The 23,031-nt window shown below is 43.6% G+C and carries 23 protein-coding genes; 16 read left to right on the forward strand and 7 right to left on the reverse strand.

What is annotated here, in order from left to right:
- The first annotated feature begins 302 nt into the window (after positions 1 to 302).
- A complete protein-coding gene (locus tag J3L18_RS18735) occupies positions 303 to 689 on the forward strand; it encodes a hypothetical protein (protein WP_129568390.1) in 387 nt (128 codons plus the stop codon).
- A gap of 76 nt (positions 690 to 765) precedes the next feature.
- Here J3L18_RS18735 and J3L18_RS18740 read toward each other — a convergent pair whose 3' ends face one another.
- Positions 766 to 1,668, reverse strand: a complete 903-nt coding sequence (locus tag J3L18_RS18740; RefSeq protein WP_090534248.1) for a nucleotidyltransferase family protein — start codon at positions 1,666 to 1,668, stop codon at positions 766 to 768.
- 96 nt (positions 1,669 to 1,764) lie between these two features.
- Positions 1,765 to 2,880 (reverse strand): M42 family metallopeptidase, encoded by a 1,116-nt coding sequence (locus J3L18_RS18745; RefSeq protein ID WP_129568389.1) that lies wholly within the window; start codon positions 2,878 to 2,880, stop codon positions 1,765 to 1,767.
- Between the two features lie 243 nt (positions 2,881 to 3,123).
- Between J3L18_RS18745 and J3L18_RS18750 the strand changes: the two genes are divergently transcribed.
- Positions 3,124 to 4,020, forward strand: coding sequence for a DUF6340 family protein (locus J3L18_RS18750; RefSeq protein ID WP_129568388.1), 897 nt, complete (start codon positions 3,124 to 3,126; stop codon positions 4,018 to 4,020).
- Between the two features lie 37 nt (positions 4,021 to 4,057).
- A complete protein-coding gene (locus J3L18_RS18755) occupies positions 4,058 to 4,963 on the forward strand; it encodes a DUF6340 family protein (protein WP_129568387.1) in 906 nt (301 codons plus the stop codon).
- Here the strand turns inward: J3L18_RS18755 and J3L18_RS18760 are convergent.
- Together J3L18_RS18760 and J3L18_RS18765 are read right to left on the reverse strand one after the other, a co-directional pair.
- On the reverse strand, positions 4,938 to 5,372 hold the full coding sequence (locus tag J3L18_RS18760; protein WP_091172066.1) for a GNAT family N-acetyltransferase: 435 nt from the start codon (positions 5,370 to 5,372) through the stop codon (positions 4,938 to 4,940). The two genes, J3L18_RS18755 and J3L18_RS18760, sit on opposite strands and share 26 nt — an antisense overlap.
- Positions 5,373 to 5,566: 194 nt before the next feature.
- Positions 5,567 to 7,108: an acyl-CoA carboxylase subunit beta gene (locus J3L18_RS18765; protein WP_217633227.1), complete on the reverse strand. Its 1,542-nt coding sequence runs from the start codon at positions 7,106 to 7,108 to the stop codon at positions 5,567 to 5,569.
- Between the two features lie 106 nt (positions 7,109 to 7,214).
- Between J3L18_RS18765 and J3L18_RS18770 the strand changes: the two genes are divergently transcribed.
- The 5 genes from J3L18_RS18770 to can (J3L18_RS18790) all read left to right on the forward strand — a co-directional run bounded on the left by J3L18_RS18770 (position 7,215) and on the right by can (J3L18_RS18790) (position 11,812).
- Positions 7,215 to 7,547, forward strand: coding sequence for a hypothetical protein (locus J3L18_RS18770; protein ID WP_091172064.1), 333 nt, complete (start codon positions 7,215 to 7,217; stop codon positions 7,545 to 7,547).
- A gap of 82 nt (positions 7,548 to 7,629) precedes the next feature.
- Positions 7,630 to 9,234: a SulP family inorganic anion transporter gene (locus J3L18_RS18775; RefSeq protein ID WP_223266110.1), complete on the forward strand. Its 1,605-nt coding sequence runs from the start codon at positions 7,630 to 7,632 to the stop codon at positions 9,232 to 9,234.
- 14 nt (positions 9,235 to 9,248) lie between these two features.
- Positions 9,249 to 9,965: a carbonate dehydratase gene (gene can / locus J3L18_RS18780; protein ID WP_129568386.1), complete on the forward strand. Its 717-nt coding sequence runs from the start codon at positions 9,249 to 9,251 to the stop codon at positions 9,963 to 9,965.
- Positions 9,966 to 10,382: 417 nt separating this feature from the next.
- Positions 10,383 to 11,135, forward strand: a complete 753-nt coding sequence (locus tag J3L18_RS18785) for a YoaK family protein (RefSeq protein WP_091172060.1) — start codon at positions 10,383 to 10,385, stop codon at positions 11,133 to 11,135.
- A 20-nt stretch (positions 11,136 to 11,155) separates the two neighbouring features.
- Positions 11,156 to 11,812, forward strand: a complete 657-nt coding sequence (gene can / locus J3L18_RS18790) for a carbonate dehydratase (RefSeq protein WP_091172058.1) — start codon at positions 11,156 to 11,158, stop codon at positions 11,810 to 11,812.
- Positions 11,813 to 11,930: 118 nt separating this feature from the next.
- On the opposite strand, the gene pruA is transcribed toward can (J3L18_RS18790), so the two are convergent.
- Positions 11,931 to 13,568 carry an L-glutamate gamma-semialdehyde dehydrogenase gene (gene pruA, locus J3L18_RS18795; protein ID WP_129568385.1) on the reverse strand — a complete coding sequence of 546 codons (1,638 nt, stop codon included), beginning with the start codon at positions 13,566 to 13,568 and terminating at the stop codon, positions 11,931 to 11,933.
- Between the two features lie 152 nt (positions 13,569 to 13,720).
- Here pruA and J3L18_RS18800 point away from each other — a divergent pair, with 152 nt between their 5' ends.
- The 6 genes from J3L18_RS18800 to J3L18_RS18825 all read left to right on the forward strand — a co-directional run bounded on the left by J3L18_RS18800 (position 13,721) and on the right by J3L18_RS18825 (position 17,657).
- Positions 13,721 to 14,653, forward strand: coding sequence for a DUF1444 domain-containing protein (locus tag J3L18_RS18800; RefSeq protein WP_129568384.1), 933 nt, complete (start codon positions 13,721 to 13,723; stop codon positions 14,651 to 14,653).
- A 7-nt stretch (positions 14,654 to 14,660) separates the two neighbouring features.
- Positions 14,661 to 15,044, forward strand: coding sequence for a DUF1801 domain-containing protein (locus J3L18_RS18805; RefSeq protein WP_129568383.1), 384 nt, complete (start codon positions 14,661 to 14,663; stop codon positions 15,042 to 15,044).
- A gap of 4 nt (positions 15,045 to 15,048) precedes the next feature.
- Positions 15,049 to 15,399 (forward strand): VOC family protein, encoded by a 351-nt coding sequence (locus tag J3L18_RS18810; protein WP_129568382.1) that lies wholly within the window; start codon positions 15,049 to 15,051, stop codon positions 15,397 to 15,399.
- Positions 15,400 to 15,563: 164 nt separating this feature from the next.
- Positions 15,564 to 16,130 carry a pentapeptide repeat-containing protein gene (locus J3L18_RS18815; RefSeq protein WP_129568381.1) on the forward strand — a complete coding sequence of 189 codons (567 nt, stop codon included), beginning with the start codon at positions 15,564 to 15,566 and terminating at the stop codon, positions 16,128 to 16,130.
- Positions 16,131 to 16,176: 46 nt separating this feature from the next.
- Positions 16,177 to 16,902 (forward strand): M23 family metallopeptidase, encoded by a 726-nt coding sequence (locus tag J3L18_RS18820; RefSeq protein WP_189549092.1) that lies wholly within the window; start codon positions 16,177 to 16,179, stop codon positions 16,900 to 16,902.
- Positions 16,899 to 17,657 (forward strand): DUF4846 domain-containing protein, encoded by a 759-nt coding sequence (locus J3L18_RS18825; protein ID WP_129568379.1) that lies wholly within the window; start codon positions 16,899 to 16,901, stop codon positions 17,655 to 17,657. Before J3L18_RS18820 ends, J3L18_RS18825 begins: the two co-directional genes overlap by 4 nt.
- Before the next feature lie 198 nt (positions 17,658 to 17,855).
- On the opposite strand, the gene J3L18_RS18830 is transcribed toward J3L18_RS18825, so the two are convergent.
- Positions 17,856 to 18,875, reverse strand: a complete 1,020-nt coding sequence (locus J3L18_RS18830) for an aldo/keto reductase (protein WP_129568378.1) — start codon at positions 18,873 to 18,875, stop codon at positions 17,856 to 17,858.
- A 417-nt stretch (positions 18,876 to 19,292) separates the two neighbouring features.
- Here J3L18_RS18830 and J3L18_RS18835 point away from each other — a divergent pair, with 417 nt between their 5' ends.
- Positions 19,293 to 19,619 carry a hypothetical protein gene (locus tag J3L18_RS18835; protein WP_091172039.1) on the forward strand — a complete coding sequence of 109 codons (327 nt, stop codon included), beginning with the start codon at positions 19,293 to 19,295 and terminating at the stop codon, positions 19,617 to 19,619.
- A gap of 399 nt (positions 19,620 to 20,018) precedes the next feature.
- Positions 20,019 to 21,629, forward strand: coding sequence for a mechanosensitive ion channel family protein (locus J3L18_RS18840; protein ID WP_129568377.1), 1,611 nt, complete (start codon positions 20,019 to 20,021; stop codon positions 21,627 to 21,629).
- 151 nt (positions 21,630 to 21,780) lie between these two features.
- On the opposite strand, the gene J3L18_RS18845 is transcribed toward J3L18_RS18840, so the two are convergent.
- Entirely contained in the window at positions 21,781 to 22,761 is a 981-nt protein-coding gene (locus J3L18_RS18845; protein WP_091172035.1) for an acyl-ACP desaturase, read from the reverse strand.
- Between the last annotated feature and the right edge of the window lie 270 nt (positions 22,762 to 23,031).

Consider the following 23,031-nt stretch of genomic DNA (forward strand, 5'->3'; position numbering starts at 1 on the left):
TGCGGCTCCTCGCAACGACATGGTTGTTAATTGAGCTTCAAAAACGTTGCATGGATTTTTCTATTTCACCCCCAAAAACGACCAACCCGCTTTCCTGCCCGATAAACGCCCTTTAATTTTCGACCAACTTGTAAAACACTGATAATTAGCATGTTTTTGGTGTTTGCCGAATACTTCCGGGTATTGGTCTATATCTTTTCGGTGCTGGTATAACACTTTTTAGCACTTAAAATTAATGTTGTTCATTTGATCATTGAAAATAACAAACACAAAATATTTAACACACTTAAAAGCTCAAAATCATGAAAACTTCAATAAAATTATCAGCATTATTCTTATTATTAAGCGCAGGTGTATTTGCTACTACAGCAGCTAAAGCCGCCGATGTAACTCCTAAAGCTAAAGAGGTTGTTACCTTTAAAGCCCTTGACCACGACCGCGGTGTTAAGTTAACGCTCGCAAAATCAGAAAACGGCCGTTCATTTATACGCGTTTACAGCAAACAAAATGAACTTTTGCTAAAAGATGTTGTATCAACCAAAACCGATGTTGAAAGGGGTTATGTTTTAACCAACCTTGAAGATGGTGATTACATTATGGAAGTTAAAACCAATAACCAGGTGGTTAAGAAAACCCTGCACGTTTATGAAGACGGTGATCAAAAAACATTCTTTATTTACCAGGACTAATTTAGGAAGCCATATCAAACAAAAAGCTCCCGTTCGGTTGGAACGGGAGCTTTTTGTTTGAAGGAGCAAATATTAATTAGTCCCAAAGTTTTTCGGGGTAAACGCCGCCTGTTACCAGGTCGGAGATACATTTTTGCACTATTGGCTTATCTTCCTTGTAAGTAACCCCAAACCATTTTGCACCGGTTGGGATCACCTTAAAAGAGGCTGTACCATTTTTGATCAGCTTATCGGCAACCAGGGGAATAAAGAACTCCGATTTCGGGTTGTTTTCGTTAGCAGCAACAAACTCCCTGAACATATCCTCACTTTGCTTGAAAATAGCCGGTGTAAATCCCCAGAAATTCATCGATACACGTGTTTCATTATCAAGCGGATGTTCGCCGGTTGCATCTTTATAAGCTACGCTGCCGTCCTCTTTAAAATAAACTTCAGTACGTTCGTTAATTTCAACCATGTTACCATTATCATCAACGCTGCAAACACCACGCGATACCGAGCCATAGTCAGATAATGTACGGTCAATCTGGTATCCGATTATTGAATACTGGTCGTCTTTAACGTCGGTGGTTAAAAATTTAGCCATTTTTTCAAATGAATCATAGCCGTAAAAGTCATCAGCATTGATCACACAAAAAGGCTCGTTGATCTGGTTGCGGGCCGCTAACACAGCATGGGCTGTTCCCCATGGTTTGGCACGTTCAATCTCTTTATCAATACCAAATGGCTTAAGATCAAAGCTTTGATATACATAGTCTGTTTCGATCCGGCCGGCAAGCTTAGGCTCAAAAATCGCCTTGAAGTTTTCGGCAAACTCTTCGCGTATAATAAAACTCACCTTGCCAAAGCCTGCTTTTATAGCATCATATATTGAATAATCAATAATTGTTTCGCCATTGGGGCCAAAGCCGTCAACTTGTTTCATACTGCCATAACGGCTGGCCATCCCTGCGGCCAATATCAGTAAGGTTGGTTTCATAGATAGTATCGGGGGTATTTGTTAAAAGCTATTTTATAATTAATGTTAATAAGGAATGGATTTTTGCCCTTATTGTTTTACAAATTGTACTTTTTGTTATTTGATGTACCTAAAGTCCTGGCCGGCCTGGATATTCAGCAGCGACTCGTATATCAAACGGATCACGTTATCAACATCTTCTTTGTGGATCATCTCGACGGTGGTATGCATATAACGTAAAGGTAATGAGATCAATGCCGATGGCACGCCGTCGTTTGAGTAAGCAAAGGCGTCGGTATCAGTCCCTGTTGACCGGGATGATGCCTGACGCTGGAACGGGATGCCCGCTTTTTGAGCGCTTTCAATAAGCAGCTTATTCAGGTTGTTTTGTACTGCCGGAGCATATGATACAACAGGGCCTTTACCGCAGGCTAAGTCGCCCTGGGTAATTTTGTTAATCATTGGCGTTTGGGTGTCATGCGTAACATCGGTAACAATAGCCACATTGGGTTTAATTTTATGCGCTATCATTTCGGCACCGCGTAAACCTATCTCCTCCTGTACCGCGTTAACTATATATAAACCAAAAGGAAGTTTTACATTGTTTTCTTTAAGTAAACGGGCAACCTCGGCAATTATGAAGCCGCCTGCGCGGTTATCAAGCGCACGGCCAACATAATAACGGTCGTTAAGCACCATAAATTCATCTTCGTAAGTGATAACACAACCTACGTGGATACCCAGTTTTTCAACTTCTTCTTTTGAGGTGCAACCGCAATCTAAAAAGATATTTTTAAGGGTAGGCGCTTCTTCTTTATCACCGCCCAGGCGGGTGTGGATAGCAGGCCAGCCGAAAACAGCTTTAACCACGCCATTATCGGTATGGATATTTACGCGTTTTGAAGGCGCTATCTGATGATCGGAGCCGCCATTGCGGATAACATATATTAAGCCATCGTTAGTGATGTAATTCACAAACCATGAAATCTCATCTGCATGAGCTTCAATAACTACTTTGTAATCGGCTTTGGGATTGATGATACCAACCGCGGTGCCATAATTATCAACATAATGAGTGTCAATATAGGGCTTCAGGTATTCGAGCCAAAGCTCCTGGCCTTTCCATTCAAAACCTGTAGGTGAGGGGTTGTTGATATATTTTTCAAAAAACGCGAGTGAAGTTTCGTTTACAACGGAAGTATGCTGTGGCGCGTCAGATTTCTTTTTAGCCATATTGAATTAATGTTTTCAATCTAAATGTAGTAATACAGCAAATATAATAAAGCTCATGACATTGCACTAAAATTAAACCGGATATAAGCGGTATATCAATTATATAAAATCAATATTAAACGTTTTTGAAAATATTTAGTCACAAGGAAGGCACTGGTTTGTTTTGATACAAAAATGACCGGTTATTTCATAAAGCTTTCATGCTTATGTTATACCTTTCCGCGATATTTAATTTTTAATAAGGTGAAACTATTCAGGCTAACTTGTATCCTATTTGCGGCATGTTTTTTAGCGGCATGCAGCGTTCCTCAATATGTAAATGTTCCGGTTGATTACGCGCCGAAGCTGAATTTTAACAGGGCAAAAACAACCATCGTGGTCATTAACCACTACATGCCCGATTCGACCCGTAACCGCAATAAACGCGTATTAACTACATTTAAAGCCGCCGCTTATACCGCTATAAACCATGCAGCGGTACAGCTGCATGCGCTGCCCGGTGTAAAAGTTGTACAACTGGTTGACTCGGTTAACTTTACCGCCAATACCGATTCGGTGAAATTTCTGGCAAAAAAATACAACGCTTCTTATGTGCTCGCGTTTGAGGATTTTAAAGGCGAAACCAAATTGGAGCAGGATTATTATAACGGCGTACCGTCGGTTTACCGGGTATCGGTGGTTAAAACCAGCTTTACTCTTTACGAAGCCAATGGCATCTACTTTAAAAAGCTAAACGGTGAGGCTGAAATAAATGATAATAATCCTTATGGTAATGCATCCAGCTTACTTGCCCATGGCGGGCCGTTATTTGATGCTATCCGTAATTCGGCATTGGATGCCCTAAAGGATTACCTGCCGTACACCGATTATCATGACAGGCCCCTGTATACCAATGGCGACCAGCTAAGCAGCTCGGTAGAACTGATCAAAGCCGGTAAATTTGATAAGGCTTTCCAGCTATTAAACCCGCTTATTGACGGGCCCGACCTGAAGCTTGCCAGCCGCGCAGCTTACAACCTTGCCGTAGTATATGAGGCGCAGGGCGATATCGAGGCCGCACTTGAGGTGGCCAAGATCTCGAACCAGAAACAGCCCAATGATTTTGCCAAAGCTATTATTGTTGATTTGATGAAAGAGTAAAGTCCTCAAAACCTAAACCAACCTTATTACAAATACCTTGAAAAACTTATTTGCCATTTGTGTGCTCGTTGCCATGGGTTTGGCAGCCTGCAGTGTAAATTATGAAATTACAGTACCGGTTAATTACGCCCCTAAACTGGAATTGGGGCATAACGAAACCAAAGTTGTAGTAGTAAACAGGTTTACTGTTGACTCGGTAGCTAATAAAAATAAACGCAAACGAGCTGTACTTAAGGGCGGCGCTTACAGCGCTATTGCAATGGCAGCCAAACAGCTTGATATGCTGCCCCGCATCCAAACAACAGTACTTGTCGACTCCGTTAATTTGATTGCAGATACCACGCCAATAAAAACACTTGCCGAAAAATACAATGCCAACTATGTTTTAACGCTTGACTCGCTTAGTGCCGATATCCCCGTAGAGCTTGTTGATACCATGGAAGTATATACCACGGTGGTTAATACAAGGTTTACTTTATACGAAAGCAACGGCAAGTATTTTAAAATTCTTAGAGGGAAAGCGAAGGATTTTCATTCGGAGAGCCGTTATTACGGTATAATTGCTGCCTTGCTTGTACATCCTACGGTAAAAGGCAATGGTGCGGCCATAAGCCAGTCGGCAGGTAATGCGGCTATTGATGCGATAAAGGATTATCTGCCATCTACATTAACTAACCAGCGGCAATTATATGCTGATAACGACAGCTTGAAGGTTGCTATTAACCACATGATAGCAAAGCGATATAATGAGGCCTTTAAAATACTGAATCCAATTATTGATGGGCCCGATCTTAAACTGGCCAGCCATGCGGCTTACAATTTGGCGGTGTTATATGAAGCACAGGGCGACATTGAAGAAGCTTTAAAGGCAGCAAAATTATCGAACGAAAAACAACAAAACGTTAAGGCGACTGCAATTATTCCTGATTTAGAGAAGGAGTAAGTTCTTTTTCGAGAATCTCATAATCGAAACCATTTTTTGAAAAGAAATTACCTGTGTGAATAAAACCAGCTTTGAGGTAAAATGGAATGGCCGATAACCTTGCGTTGCACCACAGGCGGGTCCCCCCGCTTACAAGGACAAAATCGGTAATATGCTGCAATACCGCACGGCCTATTCCCATGTTTTGCATGGTTTCATCAACAGCAAATTTGCGAAACTGCCAATCGTTCCCTTTATTAAAGAGTGATACTACCGCTATGATATGATTATCTTTAAATGCAGCAAAGTGATACCCGTGGTTATCCTCCTCCATCTCCATTTCGTACAGCTTGCTTTCGGGGTATAATATACGTTGCCTTAACCGCCAGGTAAGCTCGGGACGGATTTGTTCGATAGAGATATTTTTCATTGCGGATTTCGGATGTTCGATTTCGGAATTAGAAACGCAAAGGTAAACAAATCTGATTTTCTATTGCCGAAGGCACAAATAATCACGGCGCTGGCGGCCGCACATACTTGCGCCAGTAAACAGCCAGAAAGGCAATTACGGCATCTACAATAAAAAAGAAATAAATCCGAAATCGAACATCCGAATTCCCAAATCTACAGTGGAATATTCCCGTGTTTCTTCCTTGGGTTGTTCACTACTTTATTTTCCAGCATTTTAAAAGCCTGGATCAATTTAATGCGCGTTTCGGCAGGTTCAATAACTTCGTCGATAAATCCGCGTTCGGCAGCACGGTAGGGATTGGCAAAGGTATCTGAATATAATTGTTCCATCTCCAGCCATTTGGCTTCATGGTCTTCGGCCTTCGTGATCTCGCGTTTAAAAATGATTTCGGCGGCACCTTTGGCTCCCATTACCGCAATCTCGGCCGATGGCCAGGCAAAGTTCATATCGGCACCAATATGTTTGGAGTTCATTACATCATAAGCGCCTCCATAAGCCTTGCGCGTAATTACAGTAACACGCGGAACGGTGGCTTCACAAAAAGCATATAACAGTTTAGCGCCATTGGTGATAATAGCATTCCATTCCTGGTCGGTACCGGGCAAAAAGCCGGGAACATCTTCAAACACCAGCAGCGGAATGTTGAAGGAATCGCAAAAGCGCACAAAACGGGCAGCCTTGGTTGATGAATGGATATCCAATACCCCGGCCAAAAAAGCGGGCTGATTAGCCACTATGCCAATACTGCGGCCTGCCAGGCGCGCGAAGCCCACCACAATGTTTTCAGCAAAATCTTTATGCACTTCCAAAAACGAAGCTTTATCGATGATATGATCAATAACCTCGCGGATATCATAGGGTTGTGAGGCTATTGATGGCAGGATGGTGTTTAACTCGGGCCTAAGCTCGTCGCCGTTTTCGTAGGGAGCGGCAGGAGCTTTATCCTCACAATTTTGAGGCATATAGCTCAGCAGGCTTTTGATATGCTGAATGGCGGCTATTTCATTGGCACAGGCAAAATGAGTAACGCCCGATTTGCTGGCGTGGGTATTGGCACCGCCCAGTTCTTCGGAGGTTACCACTTCATGCGTAACCGTTTTTACTACATTAGGCCCGGTAACAAACATGTATGAGGTATGCTCAACCATCAAAATAAAATCGGTAATAGCAGGCGAGTAAACAGCACCACCTGCGCATGGCCCCATAATAGCCGAGATTTGCGGGATAACGCCCGATGCCATGGTATTGCGGTAAAAAATATCGGCATAACCGCCAAGGGATACCACACCTTCCTGGATGCGCGCACCGCCCGAGTCATTAAGACCGATAAGGGGAGCGCCATTCTTTAGGGCGAGATCCATGATCTTGCAGATCTTTTCGGCATGGGTTTCGGAAAGCGAGCCGCCAAACACTGTAAAATCCTGGGAAAATACGTAGGTGAGCCGTCCGTTTATGGTGCCATAACCTGTAACAACACCGTCGCCGGGATATTTTTCTTTCTCCATGCCAAAATCAATGGAGCGGTGGGTAACCAGCATCCCTATCTCCTGGAACGAGCCTTCATCCAATAAAAAATGTAAACGTTCACGTGCCGTTAATTTTCCTTTTTTATGCTGACTTTCAATACGTACCGGGCCTCCGCCCTGCATGGCTTCATGACGTTTTAGCCTTAACAGATCAAGCTTTTTATCCACAATTCAGGTTGTTAGTAATTGTCTAAAAATAGTAATTATATTGTAAGAATAGCTTTTGCTTACTTATTCTGGTGGTTTAATAACGGATTTTTATATATTTGTGTTGATGAAGATCAGGAACAATAAAATATGGGTAGTGGCGCTGTTCATGACCGTCTTTGTAATAAAGATGGGCATTTCGCTTGCACCTGTTTTTTTATATCTTGATAATAAAACGGTAAGTGCGGTGATCCTTCAGCTGGAGCAGGAAAGCAAAACTGAAAAAGACAGCCCCGAAAAAGACCTTGTGAAGGAGAAAAAAATCTTCGATGAGTATGACCTTCATACCATAAACTTCATCACATTTATTGCCGAAACCAAAGTTCTCCACAACCAGGAAAACGCATTATATAAACAGGTTTATCACCCTGTAGTTCCTACACCCCCTCCAAACGCATAAGGTGAATTTAACCGGATACTTCCCTATCCGGATAGCAATGCTTTTTAATTCATTTTAACAATCTTACTCAATTTTCATTCTTATGCAAATCAAGCAAGGTGAGGCTGCTATGGGCAATCTCAACCTAAAAAAATATTTTCTGCCCAAAAATTTAAAAAGGGATATTCCTTCAAGTGTCGTTGTATTCCTGGTGGCTTTGCCGCTGTGTTTAGGTATAGCGCTGGCATCGGGAGCGCCGCTCTTCGCAGGCGTATTAACAGGCATTATTGGCGGTATAGTAGTAGGTACGCTTAGCGGCTCGCAACTGAGTGTGGCCGGCCCTGCGGCTGGTTTAACAGTAATTGTACTTAACGCCATTACTACGCTTGGCGCTTACGAAACCTTTTTAATGGCCCTGGTACTGGCGGGTGTTTTCCAGATCATACTTGGAATTGTTAAAGCCGGAACCATTGCCAATTACTTCCCGTCATCGGTTATTGAGGGGATGCTGGCAGCGATAGGTATTATTTTGATCATGAAGCAGTTTCCGCACGCGGTTGGCTATGATGCCGATTTTGAGGGCGATGAGGGCTTTCGCCAAATTGATGAACATAACACTTTTTCGGGTATAACACGGGCCTTCGCCCGGATAAACTATGGCGCGGTGATCATCAGCGTGGTATCCCTGGCTTTTATGATTTACTGGCCTAAGTTCAAAAAGCTGGCTATAGTTCCGGCTCCTTTATTGGTGGTACTGGCCGGTATCGGGCTAAGCCTCGCGTTTTCCGGAACAGGCCTTGCCTTGCTTGATAAGCAGTTTGTACGCATACCGCTGGTGAACAGCAGTGCCGAATTTTTTGCGCTGTTTAAATCGGCAGATTTTAGCCAGATAGGCAACAAGCAGGTTTGGATAACGGCCTTCACCATTGCGGTGGTTGCCAGTTTAGAAACACTGCTGAGCCTGGAGGCTGTAGATAAAATAGATCCTATCAAACGTATCTCGCCCACTAACCGCGAACTGCTTGCACAGGGAACGGCCAATATCGTTAGCGGTATGCTTGGCGGCTTACCCATGACGGCAGTAATTGTTCGTTCGTCGGCAAACGTAAATGCCGGTGCCCGCACTAAAGTGAGCGCCATACTGCATGGTATATTGTTATTGGTTGCTTTACTGGCGATACCGTCTTTAATTAACCATATCCCGCTGTCGTGTTTGGCAGCGATCCTGCTTATGACTGGGTATAAACTGGCTCGTATAAGCCTTTTCAAGCACATGTGGCACCAGGGCTTGAGCCAGTTTATCCCTTTCGTAGTTACCATTGTAGCCGTTGTTATGACCGATTTGCTTATTGGTGTGGGCATAGGGATGCTGGTGGGGATCTTTTATATTCTGCGTACCAACCTGCGTAACCCTTATTTCTATCATCTGGAAAAGAACGGCAGCAAAAAAGTTATCAGGATTAAGCTGGCCGAGGAAGTATCCTTCCTGAACAAGGCTGCCATACAGGTAACGCTTACCAGCTTACCGCAAGGCGCCGAAGTGGTGATCGACGGATCAAACTCAAGGTATATCGATCCGGATGTGCTGGAGATCATCCACAATTACAAGCACAATGCCTATACCAAGGGCATTATTGTGCAACTGAACGAAGTAAAGGACAAGTACGATGTACCTCCTTTAAAAGAACTGGTTTATAACCCTAACTAAAAAATCGAAAAACAATGTCAACACAAGAAAAAACAAACGGTAAAGCCGTAATAGATACAAACAATATTAAACTGGCCCAGTCAAGCAGTTACAGTGCTTTAATTAAAAACAACGCCGCCTGGGTTGAGCGTAAAATTGCCGAGGATGGTGAGTATTTTAAGAACCTGGCCAAAGGTCAGAGTCCTGAAGTGCTGTGGATAGGCTGCTCAGATAGTCGTGTACCGGCTAATGAAGTAACCGGTACCAAACCCGGCGAAGTGTTTGTGCACCGCAATATTGCCAACGTATGCGTACACTCGGACATGAACATGCTGAGCGTGCTTGACTATGCCGTTAACGTACTGAAAGTAAAACACGTTATTGTTGCCGGCCATTACGGCTGCGGCGGTGTTGCCGCTGCTATGAGCAGCAAACAATTTGGCTTAATTGATAACTGGCTGCGCCATATTAAGGATGTGTACCGTTTGCATAGCCATGAACTTGACCGTATAACCGACGAGGCCACCAAAGTTAACCGCCTGGTTGAGCTTAACGTTACCGAGCAGGTATATAACCTGTGTAAAACCACCATTATCCAAAACGCGTGGAAAGAACGTCATGACCTTGAAGTACACGGTTGGGTAATTGACCTGGGCAGCGGCCTGGTTAAAGATCTGAAAGTTAGCAGCAGCAGCCCTCATAATTTAGGCTACGTATACGAGCTTGACGTTGAAGCTGTAGCAGCACACTAAAATATAATTTGATCAGTGCTTCCGACGCCGTAAGGGGCGTAGGGAGGTTTGATTGTTAAGTTGATCCCGGCTCTTAGGAAGTGGCCGGGATTTTTTTTAGCACCCCACCCAAACCCTCCCCGGAAGGGAGGGCTTAAAAATCTTTAATAAAAAATGTCATTTCGATAGAGCAGCGTGGGGATAGAGCGCAGGTGCGAAAGAGAAATCTTCTACGCCCTGTAAAGTGGATGCGCATAGTTCACGTATAAGATTTCTCCTCACTCCCCTCGCTTTTCCCCCGCATACTGATCGTCGAAATGACAATTTTTATATTTATTCCCAATTCGTTTAAAATATTATCCCTTGCATCAAACAAGCTTATATAAACGCGGTTAAGTTTTTTGTAATTTTAACAGAAACCCCTGCCGTGAAATATCTATGCTTAAAGCTGTAAAAGAACAACGTACCCTTAAAGAAAACCTGATGCTGGCCTCATCAACGGCATTTGTAGCAGGCGTTACCAATGTGGCGGGCATGCTGGCTTTTTTGGCTTTTACCTCAAATATTACCGGGCATGTGGCTAACCTCGCCAAACACATTATTGAACAGAACTACCGCCAGATGATCATCTTTTTAGTTTGGCTGCTAATGTTCTTTGCCGGGGCTTTTGTATCCAGTTTTATTGTACGCTCATTTGATGATAAAAGCAGGTGGCGGGCAAACTCCACCCCAATGGTAATTGAAGCTGTTATTTTACTGGGAGTTGCCATTTACGGGCATAATTTTTACCGGGAAACACAGATGGAGCGCGAAATTGTGATCAGCGCTATTTTGTTTTCGATGGGATTGCAGAATAGCCTGGTTTCCAATATCTCGGGCGGCCTGATCAAATCGAGTCATTTAACCGGTTTATTTACCGACCTGGGCAGTGAGGTGGCCGAATGGTTCCATCCGCGTACCAAAAATACGGAAGCCGCCGGTAATAAAATACTGATCAGGTTTACTGTGCTTGGCTTTTACCTGTTCGGCGCACTGGCAGGCGGATACTTCTTTAACCTGTATGAGTTTGCCATATTTTATTTTATCCCTGTTATTTTGCTTACCATTATGTATTATGATGTTTCGCCGCTTGCTTTGCATAAACTTAGCCGTATGTTTGCATCAGGCAGAAAACGTCAAACCGCATCTTAAAACATCAATTTTTTAAATATATGTGTGCTCAAATTCATGATACCAGTCATATCACCTATGAAGGCTTACTGGAAGGAAACAAAAAATTTATTGAAGGTGCTTTAGCCGAAGATCCTCTATATTTTGATAAACTGGCTAACGGGCAAAAGCCTCCTATACTTTGGATAGGCTGCGCCGACAGTCGCGTACCTGCCAACCAAATCACCAATACCGCCCCGGGCGAGATCTTTGTGCACCGTAACATTGCCAACATGGTTATCCACTCGGACATGAATATGCTGAGTGTGCTTGATTACGCGGTGAACGTATTAAAAGTGAAGCATGTAATTGTTACCGGTCACTACGGCTGCGGTGGTGTTAATGCGGCCATGGGCAATACCCAGTTTGGCCTGATTGATAACTGGCTGCGCCACATCAAAGATGTTTACCGCTTACATGCCGATGAGCTTGACGCCATTGAAAACGAAACCGAGCGCAGTAACCGCCTGGTTGAACTGAACGTGATAGAAAATGTGAACAACCTTTGCAAAACATCTATCGTGCAAAATGCCTGGAAAAATGGGCAGGAACTTTCGGTACACGGCTGGGTTTACAGCCTCAGCACCGGCCTTATCAACGATATGAAAGTAAGCACATCCAGCAATGAGAAAATGGATGCTGTGTTTAAGTTTAAGTAACCCCCCGGCCCCCTGAAGGGGGAGGAATGGTGCAAAAGAAAAAGCCTGTTTCCAATTGAGAAACAGGCTTTTTAATATAAAGTCTTTCTTTAACCTCCCCCTTTAGGGGGCCGGGGGGCTACACTTCTTTAGCCAAAAACGGGTATCTGTAATCCTTTGGCGGATCAAAGGTTTCTTTGATAGTTCGTGGGGATACCCAACGTAACAGGTTAATCATTGAACCGGCTTTATCGTTAGTGCCCGATCCCCTGGCGCCGCCAAATGGCTGCTGACCAACTACCGCTCCTGTAGGTTTATCATTAATGTAGAAGTTACCTGCCGCGTTGCGTAAACGGGTGGTAGCTTTTTCAATAGCATACCTGTCCTGCGAAATGATTGAGCCTGTAAGCGCGTAGATAGATGTTTTATCTACAACCTCAAGGATTTCATCAAATTTATCATCTTCGTAAACATATACTGTTAGTACCGGGCCGAAAAGCTCCTCGCACATAGTTACGTAATACGGGTCTTCAACTTTTAGCACAGTTGGCTCAATGAACCAGCCTTTGCTTTTATCGTAGTTACCGCCGGCAACAATTTCAACACCTTCGTCGGCTTTAGCAGCGTCGATGTATTTGGCCAGTTTGTCAAACGACAATTCGGTGATCACGGCATTGATGAAGTTTTCAAAATCTTCTACCGGGCCAATTTTAAACGAAGTAATGTCACGCTGCATGTTTGCTTTTACCGCAGGCCACAATGAAGCCGGGATATAAGCCCTTGAAGCAGCCGAACATTTTTGTCCCTGGTATTCAAAAGCGCCGCGAACAAGGGCAGTGCTTACCACATCGGCGTTAGCGCTCGGGTGGGCAAGTACAAAATCTTTACCACCTGTTTCGCCTACAATACGTGGATATGTTTTGTATTTGTGGATATTGGTACCAATTGTTTGCCAGATGTTCTGGAACACTTTGGTTGAACCGGTAAAGTGGATGCCCGCAAAATCAGGGTGGTTAAAGATCACCTCGCCTGCAACCGGGCCATCAACATAAATCAGGTTGATAACGCCATCGGGTACGCCGGCTTCTTTAAAAATCTTCATGATCACGTTAGCAGCGTAGATTTGCGTATAAGCAGGTTTCCAAACCACTACATTGCCCATCATGGCTGCAGATGCAGGCAGGTTCCCGGCAATAGCCGTAAAGTTGAATGGCGTAAGCGCGAACACAAATCCTTCAAGCGGGCGTTGTTCTACACGGTTCCAAACACCTTTGCCTGATACCGGCGGCTGTTGTTTGTAAATCTCGGTCATGTACTCCACGTTGAAACGCAGGAAGTCGATCAGCTCGCAAGCCGAATCGATCTCGGCCTGGTAAGCGTTCTTTGACTGGCCAAGCATAGTGGCTGCATTGATTTCGGCACGGTATGGGCCGGCTATCAGTTCGGCAGCTTTCAGGAATATGGCAGCACGTTGTTCCCAGGCCAGATTTTCCCAGTCGGCTTTGGCTGCAAGGGCAGCATCAATGGCTGCGGTAACGTGGCTTGCATCACCTTCGCTGAAGGTAGCCAGTAAATGTTTATGATCATGCGGCGGACGAATTTCCAACTTGGTGTTGGTACGTACTTCCTTGCCGCCAATGTACATAGGTATATCTAATTGTTGGGCACGACCGGCTTCTAAAGCTGCCTTAAGCGCCACACGCTCCAAACTCCGCGGACCGTAATTTAAAACGGGCTCATTTACCGGTGCCGGAACATTAAAAAATCCTTTAAGCATAGATGATAATTTATGTTGCCGCAAAGATAGGGATTTTGCAGGGGAAGGTTGGGTAGGCGAATGTCAAAATAATGGTGGAGGAAACCCGTAGTTGTAGTTAATTTATTTGTGGATGGAAAAAAGTTCGGCATCTTTAACATAAAATTCTAAATATGTTTTCATTTTTTAAACGCCCTCGTAATAATGTTGTAGCACCCAAATGGGCTTCCTTTTTTAGTGACACTGAATACCGGGATTTTATTAAAGCAATTGATAAGTTTTTTTACAAGAAGAACATCAGTTACAAGATAGAAGATGATGCTTCAATAAAGGTTGGGCCTAATGATTTTGGATTGAATATTTTAGGTTTAACAAATGTTGCACAATTATGCAAGCAAGACGAGAGGCGAAACTACTATGAATTAATTTCCGGCCATTTTGATGCACTGATAAGGACTTATCTGTTCGATAAGGATTTTAACGAGATCGTTGACGATTACGAAGCGATAGAGAAATATCTTGCCACCCGCCTTTATCCTTTAGGCTACCTGGAATACGGAGGCGAAGAAAATAAGATCTATAGCATGATTGCAGGCGAAATAGCGAAGGTGTTAGTATTTGATTTGCCGGATGCAATTCAGACAATAACACCTGAGCAAGCGGAAAAATGGAATAAAACCTACGATGAGCTGTTTGAAAAAGGCGTTGAAAATGTAAGGCAGAAATATCCGTGCAGTATTTCGAGGGAGAAAATAGGCGAATTTGAAGTCCTACTTGCCCAGGGCGATCATTTTTTCGCACCGAATATTGTATTTGACCTGGAGAAACAAAGTCTTGTTGGCGATTGGGGAGCGATTATCGGGGTACCTGACAGGCATGCTGCAATTATATATCCGCTTGAAACATTAGCGGTTGTCAATGCTGTTACTTCGATTATCCCCATCGTTGATAATATGAGTAAACAGGGGCCCGGAGGGGTTAGCAATAATCTGATCTGGTATAAGGATGGTGTTTTTGAACAACTACGATATAAAATAGAAGATAATAATATCGAGATTTATCCATCGGAAAAGTTTTTGGAAGTGCTGAACAATATGGCTGAATGATAAGGTTATGCAACTCACTCCAATCGACCACTTCTACCTCACCAAAGATGAACCTAACCGGAGCTGCCTGTTAGCCCTGCGCGATATTATCCTGGCGCAACACCCCGATATTACCGCCGAATGGAAATACAACATGCCTTTCTTTTGCTATAAAGGCAAAATGTTTTGCTACCTGTGGATCCATAAAAAAACACAACAACCGTTTTTAGGCATGGTTGAGGGCAAACACCTGCATTATCCCGATTTAATATTTGAAGACCGCGCCCGGATCAAGATCATGATTTTTAATCCGGAAGAGGATTTACCTGTTGATACTATCCGGTTTATTTTAAATGAGGCGATTGATCTGTACAGATCAGGATTGATTAAATTGCCGAAGAGGAAGAATTGAAGCAATGAAACTAAAATTACTAGTTATAAGAACTGCCAATATGCAAAAGCTGGTTTATTTTTATCAGCTACTTGGAGTTAGCTTTGATTATCATAAGCATGGCAATTCCCCATATCATTATTCAGCTATTGTTGATGGGACGGTGATTGAAATATATCCGCTTACAAAAAATCAAACTGAAGCGGATGGAAACCTGCGCTTAGGTTTTGAATTAGAAGATTTTGATAAGGTAATTAAATTATTAAAAGAAAGCCAGTTGCGATTCGCATCTGAACCTGCACAAACTGATTTTGGTTTTATGGCAGTAGTTGTTGATCCAGACGACAGAAAGGTGGAGTTGTATAAGAAACATTGATATAAACCGTTGTCATCCGACTGAGCGGAGCAAGGTTGCGCATAGGTGCGAAAGAGAATCTTGTACGCCATGCAAATCCGGTAAGCATGGTGGTTGATCATCTTTCTTTAATTTAAAGAGACCGGAAACCATCCCATTCCCTTTAACATTTTACATTTGCTCCCATGCAATCCCTACTCTACGAAGATCAAACTTTTACCAAAATAACCGCCAGCCAGCTCAACGGCGCCACTTACGAAAACTGTAAATTCATCAACTGTGACCTCGCCCACGCCCATCTCACGGGCATTACTTTTGTTGATTGCCTGTTTGACACCTGCAACCTGCTCCTTGCAGAGTTAGGCAATACCGGTTTGCAGAACATTCGTTTTAAGCACTGCAAAATAAGCGGCGTAAACTTTGGTAAGGCTAACGACTTTCTGTTCGAGGTACATTTTGAGGATTGTATTTTAGATAATGCCGTGTTTTATAAAAAGAAGAACAAGAAGGCTACCTACGCCGATTGTTCCATGATGGAAACCGACTTGACCGAGGCTGACCTGAGCGATTGTAAATTCATTAACTGTAATCTTAAAAACGCTTTCTTCAGTCGTACCATCCTTAAAAACGCCGACCTGAGCACATCCTATAACTTCATCATCGATCCGGATGATAACGTCATCAAAAAAGCAAAGTTCTCGCTTCATGGTTTACCGGGATTGCTTAACAAATATGATATCCGGATAGGATAACAATATTTCACCCGCTTATTAGTTAATGTTATTGATTATAAACCTTATGCAAAAACTTGTCCTGTTTTTTTCTTTTCTGTTGATAAGCACCGGGGCTTTAGCTCAGCGTAATACTTCTGCGTTTACCAAATTCAATGATTTTAATAACCTGGTTTTAAATGGTGGTGTCAAAAAAACGGAAGCTCAAAAGCAATTTGAAACCCTGTTAAAACGAATTAACATGCTGGAAATGATCCGTGCTGAGCGGATCATTCCAAAAACGCAATGGGTATTCCCCTTAAAAGGCTATAAAAGCAGCGCCATTGGCGGCACCCATGGTAATGGGTACTTTGATAAGGGCTACCGCTATCTTGACGGCAACAAACACGGGGCCCATCCTGCACACGATATATTTATTAATGATAAAAATCAGGATTGCATCGATGACCGTACCGGTAAGCCTGTTGAAGTAATTAGTGTAGATGATGGCTGGGTAATAGCCTGTACCAATCAATGGGAACCGAACAGCAATATGCGGGGAGGCAAATTTATCTGGATCTATCATCCGGCAACCCATATTTTCACGTACTATGCGCACAATAACCAGATTTTTGTAAAACCTGGCGACTACGTTAAGCAAGGCCAAAAAATAGCCGAAGTAGGCCGCAGCGGCTATAACGCCTACAAAAAACGCTCCCCTACTCACCTGCATTTTTCAGCATTCAAGCTTGCGGATGGCATCCCTGTACCTTATAACCCTTATGAACAGCTAAAAAAAGCCAAAACGTTATGAAAATCCTGATCACCTGCCTGCTCTTATTTTTGAATATTAACATTGCTCCTCCGGATAACGTGATTAAAAGATTCGCGGTACCGGCAGGCTATCAGCGTATAGCAGCGTCACCCGGCAGTTTCGGGGCATGGCTGCAGGCTTTACCTTTAAAGCCGGCGGGCACACCAACCAAAACTTATAGAGGCGATATTGCCCGTACCGATGTTTATACCGCTGCGGTTATTGACATGAGCATAGGCAGCCAGGACCTGCAGCAATGTGCCGACGCGGTGATGCGCTTACGCGGCGAATACCTTTATCAGCAAAAAAAATACAACGAAATTTCTTTCAACTTTACCAGCGGTTTTAAATGCGATTATGAACATTATGCTAAAGGCTATCGCTACAAAAACGACCATTGGATATTGAAAGCCAAACCCGATTATTCGTACCCGGCATTTTTAAATTACATGAATTTGGTATTCAGTTATGCGGGTACCCTGTCCCTGCAAAAAGAATTAAAAACTGTAACTAACCCCAAGGATGTAAAACCAGGTGATGTGTTCATCCGTGGGGGCTCGCCCGGGCATTGTTTTATTGTGCTTGAGGTAGTAGAAAATGCCGCTCATCAAAAGCAATTTTTACTGGCGCAAAGTTTTATGCCGGCCCAAAATATTCAGGTATTAAAATATGATTCACCCTGGTTTGCTATGGACCAGCACAGCGGGATCATGTATGGCGAGCTGATCAGTAAAAATTATCTGAAGCGGTTTTAGGAGGAATAATAAATACCCAATTGTCATTTCGACGAACCCGTTGGGGAAAGCGCGGGGCTGGTGAGGAGAAATCTTATACGCCATGCTGTAGATAAGTAGCAACGTTGTATACCACGTATAAGATTTCTCCTTTGCCCCAGTGCTCAAACCAGCCCTTGCTCAGTCGAAATGACAATTTTTATATAATGCAGGGGATAATTACCTTTTTTCAACCCTATCATAAAACCCGCCGAAGCTGTTCATTTTTACAGCATCCTCATTAAAAAAATCGCCGGGGAAACCTAATTCAATAGCGCTTACTTCATTCAGCTTTTTAAAATGTTCGGGAGTTAATTTTGTATCGATGGCCTTGAGGTTATCATTTAACTGGTCAATTTTGGTAGCGCCCACAATGGGGATACAGCTAAAATCCCTGTCCATCATCCATTGCAGGGCAACATGACTTTCGGATACCCCTAATTCAGCGGCGATGCCAACAACCGCTTCAGTAATAGTTTTTGCCCTGTCGTTACGGCGGTTACTTTCCGGTTTTACACGTCCCTGTTCGCCGCGCAGGTATTTGCCGGTTAAAGCACCACCTGCCAGCGGGGCCCATGGGGTAACCGTCATGCCATAGTGTTTTGCCATCGGTATCAGCTCCCGCTCGGCAGTCCGGGCCAGCAGGCTGTACTCAACCTGTAAGGCAATGAACTGGCTCCAACCCATCAGCTCGGCAAGGGTATTCCCTTTTGATACCACCCACGCGGGCGTATCACTGATAGCCGCGTAGTTTACTTTGCCCTGTTTTATCAGGTCGTCCAACCCGCGCAGCACCTCATCAATAGGGGTAATATTATCCCAGATGTGCAGGTACAGCACATCAATAAAATCAGTTTTGAGGCGTTTAAGGCTTTCTTCCACGCTACGCATCATGTTTTTGCGGTTATTGCCCGATGCATTAGGATTGGTAGTATTATCCTTTAGCGTGTACTTGGTAGCCAGCACAAAATAATCGCGGTCATGATTACCCAGGTATTCGCCAATAATCTTCTCGCTGGTACCCAGTTTATAAACATTGGCGGTATCAATAAAATTGCCGCCTGCGTTGGCAAAGGCATCCATAATGGCAAAGCTGGTATCTTTTTCGGCGCCCCAGCCGCCTTCGGTACCGAAGCCCATAGTGCCCAGGCATAATTCAGAAACTTTAAGGCCCGAGCGGCCTAATAATTTGTAGTTCATATATGGTGATGTTTTGTGTAGCGTTTTTAAAATATGTTATTGGCGAAGCGCGGCAATCGTGTAGCCAACATGTACAATTTGCAAGGTTGGCTGAGCATAGCTACGCGGTTCCCGCGCTATCGCTTATAATGACATGATTGTAGTCATTGATATTAAGTGTGTATTTTTATTCTTTTTTATAACATGGGCGTTGCCTGCGGCCCGGGCTTTACGCTGCAAATCCTCGCCTTGCCCAATGCGCGAAGGCCTGCGCAAGGCTGTGGGTTTTCCGCTGCAATCCCTAACGCGGCCCCGCACCACCCTGTTGGTAATGACACCGTTGATTTTAAGAATTTATAAAACCATCCGGGAAAATACTTTCCAAACAATCCCTCCTTCAACTTTGTACTATTTAATACATCGCTAATATACCAAATTATGAAAATCATCACCCTCCATACCAATACCGACATTAACCAGTTATACCAGTTACTGCACGAAAAACTTAACCCGCTGTTTCATGAGCAACGAAAAAGCGAATTAAATTTCACCGTTGAGCGCAAAGGCGGGGCGGTTGAAATTTCGTTGCCTGCTGTTTATGAAAGCGCACTGTTCAGCATTGCGATTAACGGTAACGAACTTTGGATTACCCGGAATGAACATTATGTTGATGACGTAAATTCGCTCACCGTCGAATCGATCCTAAACGATCTGTTCAGCAAAATTGCCGGTAATTTGGGGACGGATCTGGTACAGGAGGGGTAAAAAGTTTTGATTTACCGAAGAATAATACGTTAAAAAGAGAGACGACGAAGTAATCGCTTGTTATACAATGCGCTATTCATGTGCGGTTACTTCGTTCGCAAAAACATGGTTTCTGTTCCATTTGTTAAATAGGATGATAGTTCTAAGCATTACGCAGTTTAAAAATGCAAAATATTCATTGCCGTTGGTTAAAACCAACGGCAAAAAAGCTAAAGGTCCTGGCTTTAGCCCCAATTAGGCAAGCGAATTTAGGCTGAAGCCCTTTTATCGCTATTCATTATTCCGTTGGTTAAAACCAACGGTAATGAAGTTTTATCTACCGGTAAATGATATTCAACCACTTTAAACAGCTTCTTATTTCCGCTAAATAATTTTTAGCTTTAACAGAAAAACATCCCTATGCCTAAAATTTATAGCCTGCTCATCCTTTTTCTGTTTGCTGCATTTACCACACAGGCACAAAAACTCCCTGAAAAAAACGGCGAACCTGTGATCATTAACCGGGATACCCTGTTTAAATTTTATGCCCCGCAGGGATTGTTTGATCCTAAAGAGCGCGCCGGGATTGTTACCCAACGCATTAAGGCCCTGATGAGCCGGATAGATTTTAACCCGGATTCGTTAACGCTTAAAAACGATACGTCTGTATCGATAATAACCTACAACGGCCAGATGATCATGGGGGTTAATAATACCGATGCCTCTTACTCCGAACTGAACCGGCCGCAGCTGGCAGCAAGCTACTTATCCATACTAAAAAACAAACTGGGCAATGTTTTTGAAAGCAACAGCCCCAAACAATTAATCATCAACGTGCTCGAAGCCGTGGCGGTTGTTATTTTACTGATTTTACTGATCTGGAGTGTTAACAAGGGCTTCAGGTGGATAAAATTAAAGATTATACTGGGTTGGGAACGCCGGGTTGAAAAGCTGGCAGCCAAAGGGGCGCCCGTGGCTTACGCCTCACGCCTGCTTCCTTTTATCAGCGGACTTGTAAATATTGGCCGGTTGCTCGTTATCCTGCTGCTGGTTTACCTGGCTTTGCCCGTATTGTTTTATATCTTCCCTTCGTCGCAGCCTATCGCTACACAGTTGATCGGCTTTGTGGTTAACCCCTTAAAAAGTATCCTGCTGGCCATTGTTCACTTTATACCCAACCTGCTTACCATAACGGTTATTTACCTGGTTACCCGGTATATTGTAAAGCTGGTAAAATTTATAGCTACCGAAATAGCAAACGGGGCCATCGCTTTAAAAGGCTTTTACCCTGAATGGGCTATCCCAACTTACAATATCATCCGGGTACTGATGTATGCGTTTATGTTTGTGGTGATATTTCCATATTTGCCGGGGTCGCAGTCTAAAGTTTTCCAGGGAGTTACGGTGTTTATAGGCGTACTGTTTTCGTTAGGTTCCTCGTCGGCTATTGCCAATATGGTATCGGGTATTGTGCTTACCTATATGCGCCCCTTTAAAATTGGCGACCGCATAAAAGTTGGCGAAATTATGGGCGATGTAATTGAAAAAAACCTGCTGGTTACCCGCGTGCGCACCATTAAAAACGAAGACGTAACCGTGCCCAACGCTACCATTTTAAGCGGTGCTACGGTTAACTATACTTCATCGTCAAAAACATTGGGGTTGATACTGAATACCAGTGTTACTATTGGCTACGATGCCCCCTGGGAAACCATCCACAATCTGCTCATCAGTGCGGCCGAAGCAACAGAGGGGATCCTTGCCAATCCAAAACCGTTTGTACTGCAAACCGCTTTGAATGATTTTAATGTGAGTTACCAGATAAACGCTTATACGGATCAGCCCGGCAAAATGGCCATGATCTATTCGGTATTGTATCAAAACATACAGGATAAATTTAATGAAGCCGGCATGGAGATCATGTCACCGCACTTTACAGCTGTACGCGATGGAAGCCACATCCAGATCCCCGAAAACTATGTTGCCGATGGGTATAAAAAGCCGGGGTATAAAATAGAACGGGATAGCTAAAAGCCATTAATAAGCAGAAAGCCGAAGGCTTAAAGCAGAAAGCTATAGGAAAGAAGCTTAAAGCAAAAAGCTCTGAAAAAGAAGCACTAACCTAAAACCCGGTTGCAAGGAAAGCTTTAGGCCTTCGGCCTTTAGCTTTAAGCTTAAAAAGCTACCCGTTAATCCAGGTAAACTTATACTCGAGCATTGGGTTTTTCATGCGCTCGGCTACACGCAGTAAGCGGGCGGGAAGGTTTACAACGTAATCCCGGGCTTTTTCGCCGGCTTCGTCCAAACCTGTGATACTTTCGATATGCCAGTCGGTCAAAAGCTCTTTCAGGATATCCACATAGTCGATAGCGGTATAAATACCCAAACGCTGTGCGGCATCGGTAAAGTGGCCAAAAGTTTGCCCAACCTTTAAACCAACCTCACGCAGGAAGTGGGCAGGCATTACAATCTTTTTACGCATCATATCCTCAAAAGCTACCATAGCCTCGCTTGGATCTACCTCAAATATTTTTTCGATAAAGTATTTGTAAGCTTTGGCATGGCGGGCTTCATCAGATGCGATAACACCGCACATTTTTGAAAGCAGCGGATCGCCGTATTTTTTAGCCTGTGATGCTACACGGCGGTGCGAAACATTGGTTGCCAACTCCTGGAAAGAGGTATATATAAAGTTACGGTAAGGATCATGACCGGTACCGATATCAAAACCATCAGAGATGAGGTACTGGGTGGAAATCTCCATCATGCGCATATCCACACGACCAGACAGGTACAAGTATTTGTTAAGCAGGTCGCCATGGCGGTTTTCTTCACCGGTCCAGTGGCGGGTCCATTTCATCCAGCCGCCTTCTTCATTGTCAGATACCCCTTCAACCATGGTAAGCCATGATTCGTAAGTAGGCAACGCTTCTTCGGTAATGGTATCGCCAATTAAAACGGCGATCAGATCATATGAAAGACCTGCGGCGCTTTCCTGCAATTCCTTAATTTCAGTAAAGAACGAGTCCCTTGAAGAGTCGGGCAAAAAATCAGACGGCTGCCAGATGGTATCAATCGGTTTCAGGTATTCATGTATCTTTTCTAACATGAACTTTTCGATATGCACCATTACTTCTCTGCGCTTTTCTTCAAAAAATCTCATAATTGTATATTAGTGAGCAAAGGTAATAAAATTGTAACATTAATGTTTAAAATTTCACTTACGGCGCTAATTGTGTCCTCCATACACAAGGATAATTTTCTCGTAACCGGCCTGCCGTTAAACATTGAAAAACTACTGTTATAACCCCAAAGCATGCCAGGAATATCAAGCTCATTTAAAGCCCCGCGTACAGATTTAATATGAGGGCAGCGGCTATCTGCATCGGCATATTTGTTATAGATCCTTTAGGCACCGCAATAATGGGCACAT

This window comes from Mucilaginibacter gossypii (assembly GCF_017569325.2).
Classification (GTDB): domain Bacteria; phylum Bacteroidota; class Bacteroidia; order Sphingobacteriales; family Sphingobacteriaceae; genus Mucilaginibacter; species Mucilaginibacter gossypii.

What these genes read in the sequence shown, in the direction of transcription:
- J3L18_RS18735 (WP_129568390.1), top strand. Translation starts at nt 303, where the DNA reads ATGAAAACTTCAATAAAATTATCAGCATTATTCTTATTATTAAGCGCA.
- J3L18_RS18740 (WP_090534248.1), bottom strand. Translation starts at nt 1,668, where the DNA reads ATGAAACCAACCTTACTGATATTGGCCGCAGGGATGGCCAGCCGTTAT.
- J3L18_RS18745 (WP_129568389.1), bottom strand. Translation starts at nt 2,880, where the DNA reads ATGGCTAAAAAGAAATCTGACGCGCCACAGCATACTTCCGTTGTAAAC.
- J3L18_RS18760 (WP_091172066.1), bottom strand. Translation starts at nt 5,372, where the DNA reads ATGAAAAATATCTCTATCGAACAAATCCGTCCCGAGCTTACCTGGCGG.
- J3L18_RS18770 (WP_091172064.1), top strand. Translation starts at nt 7,215, where the DNA reads ATGAAGATCAGGAACAATAAAATATGGGTAGTGGCGCTGTTCATGACC.
- J3L18_RS18775 (WP_223266110.1), top strand. Translation starts at nt 7,630, where the DNA reads ATGCAAATCAAGCAAGGTGAGGCTGCTATGGGCAATCTCAACCTAAAA.
- can (WP_129568386.1), top strand. Translation starts at nt 9,249, where the DNA reads ATGTCAACACAAGAAAAAACAAACGGTAAAGCCGTAATAGATACAAAC.
- J3L18_RS18785 (WP_091172060.1), top strand. Translation starts at nt 10,383, where the DNA reads ATGCTTAAAGCTGTAAAAGAACAACGTACCCTTAAAGAAAACCTGATG.
- can (WP_091172058.1), top strand. Translation starts at nt 11,156, where the DNA reads ATGTGTGCTCAAATTCATGATACCAGTCATATCACCTATGAAGGCTTA.
- pruA (WP_129568385.1), bottom strand. Translation starts at nt 13,568, where the DNA reads ATGCTTAAAGGATTTTTTAATGTTCCGGCACCGGTAAATGAGCCCGTT.
- J3L18_RS18800 (WP_129568384.1), top strand. Translation starts at nt 13,721, where the DNA reads ATGTTTTCATTTTTTAAACGCCCTCGTAATAATGTTGTAGCACCCAAA.
- J3L18_RS18805 (WP_129568383.1), top strand. Translation starts at nt 14,661, where the DNA reads ATGCAACTCACTCCAATCGACCACTTCTACCTCACCAAAGATGAACCT.
- J3L18_RS18810 (WP_129568382.1), top strand. Translation starts at nt 15,049, where the DNA reads ATGAAACTAAAATTACTAGTTATAAGAACTGCCAATATGCAAAAGCTG.
- J3L18_RS18815 (WP_129568381.1), top strand. Translation starts at nt 15,564, where the DNA reads ATGCAATCCCTACTCTACGAAGATCAAACTTTTACCAAAATAACCGCC.
- J3L18_RS18820 (WP_189549092.1), top strand. Translation starts at nt 16,177, where the DNA reads ATGCAAAAACTTGTCCTGTTTTTTTCTTTTCTGTTGATAAGCACCGGG.
- J3L18_RS18825 (WP_129568379.1), top strand. Translation starts at nt 16,899, where the DNA reads ATGAAAATCCTGATCACCTGCCTGCTCTTATTTTTGAATATTAACATT.
- J3L18_RS18830 (WP_129568378.1), bottom strand. Translation starts at nt 18,875, where the DNA reads ATGAACTACAAATTATTAGGCCGCTCGGGCCTTAAAGTTTCTGAATTA.
- J3L18_RS18835 (WP_091172039.1), top strand. Translation starts at nt 19,293, where the DNA reads ATGAAAATCATCACCCTCCATACCAATACCGACATTAACCAGTTATAC.
- J3L18_RS18840 (WP_129568377.1), top strand. Translation starts at nt 20,019, where the DNA reads ATGCCTAAAATTTATAGCCTGCTCATCCTTTTTCTGTTTGCTGCATTT.
- J3L18_RS18845 (WP_091172035.1), bottom strand. Translation starts at nt 22,761, where the DNA reads ATGAGATTTTTTGAAGAAAAGCGCAGAGAAGTAATGGTGCATATCGAA.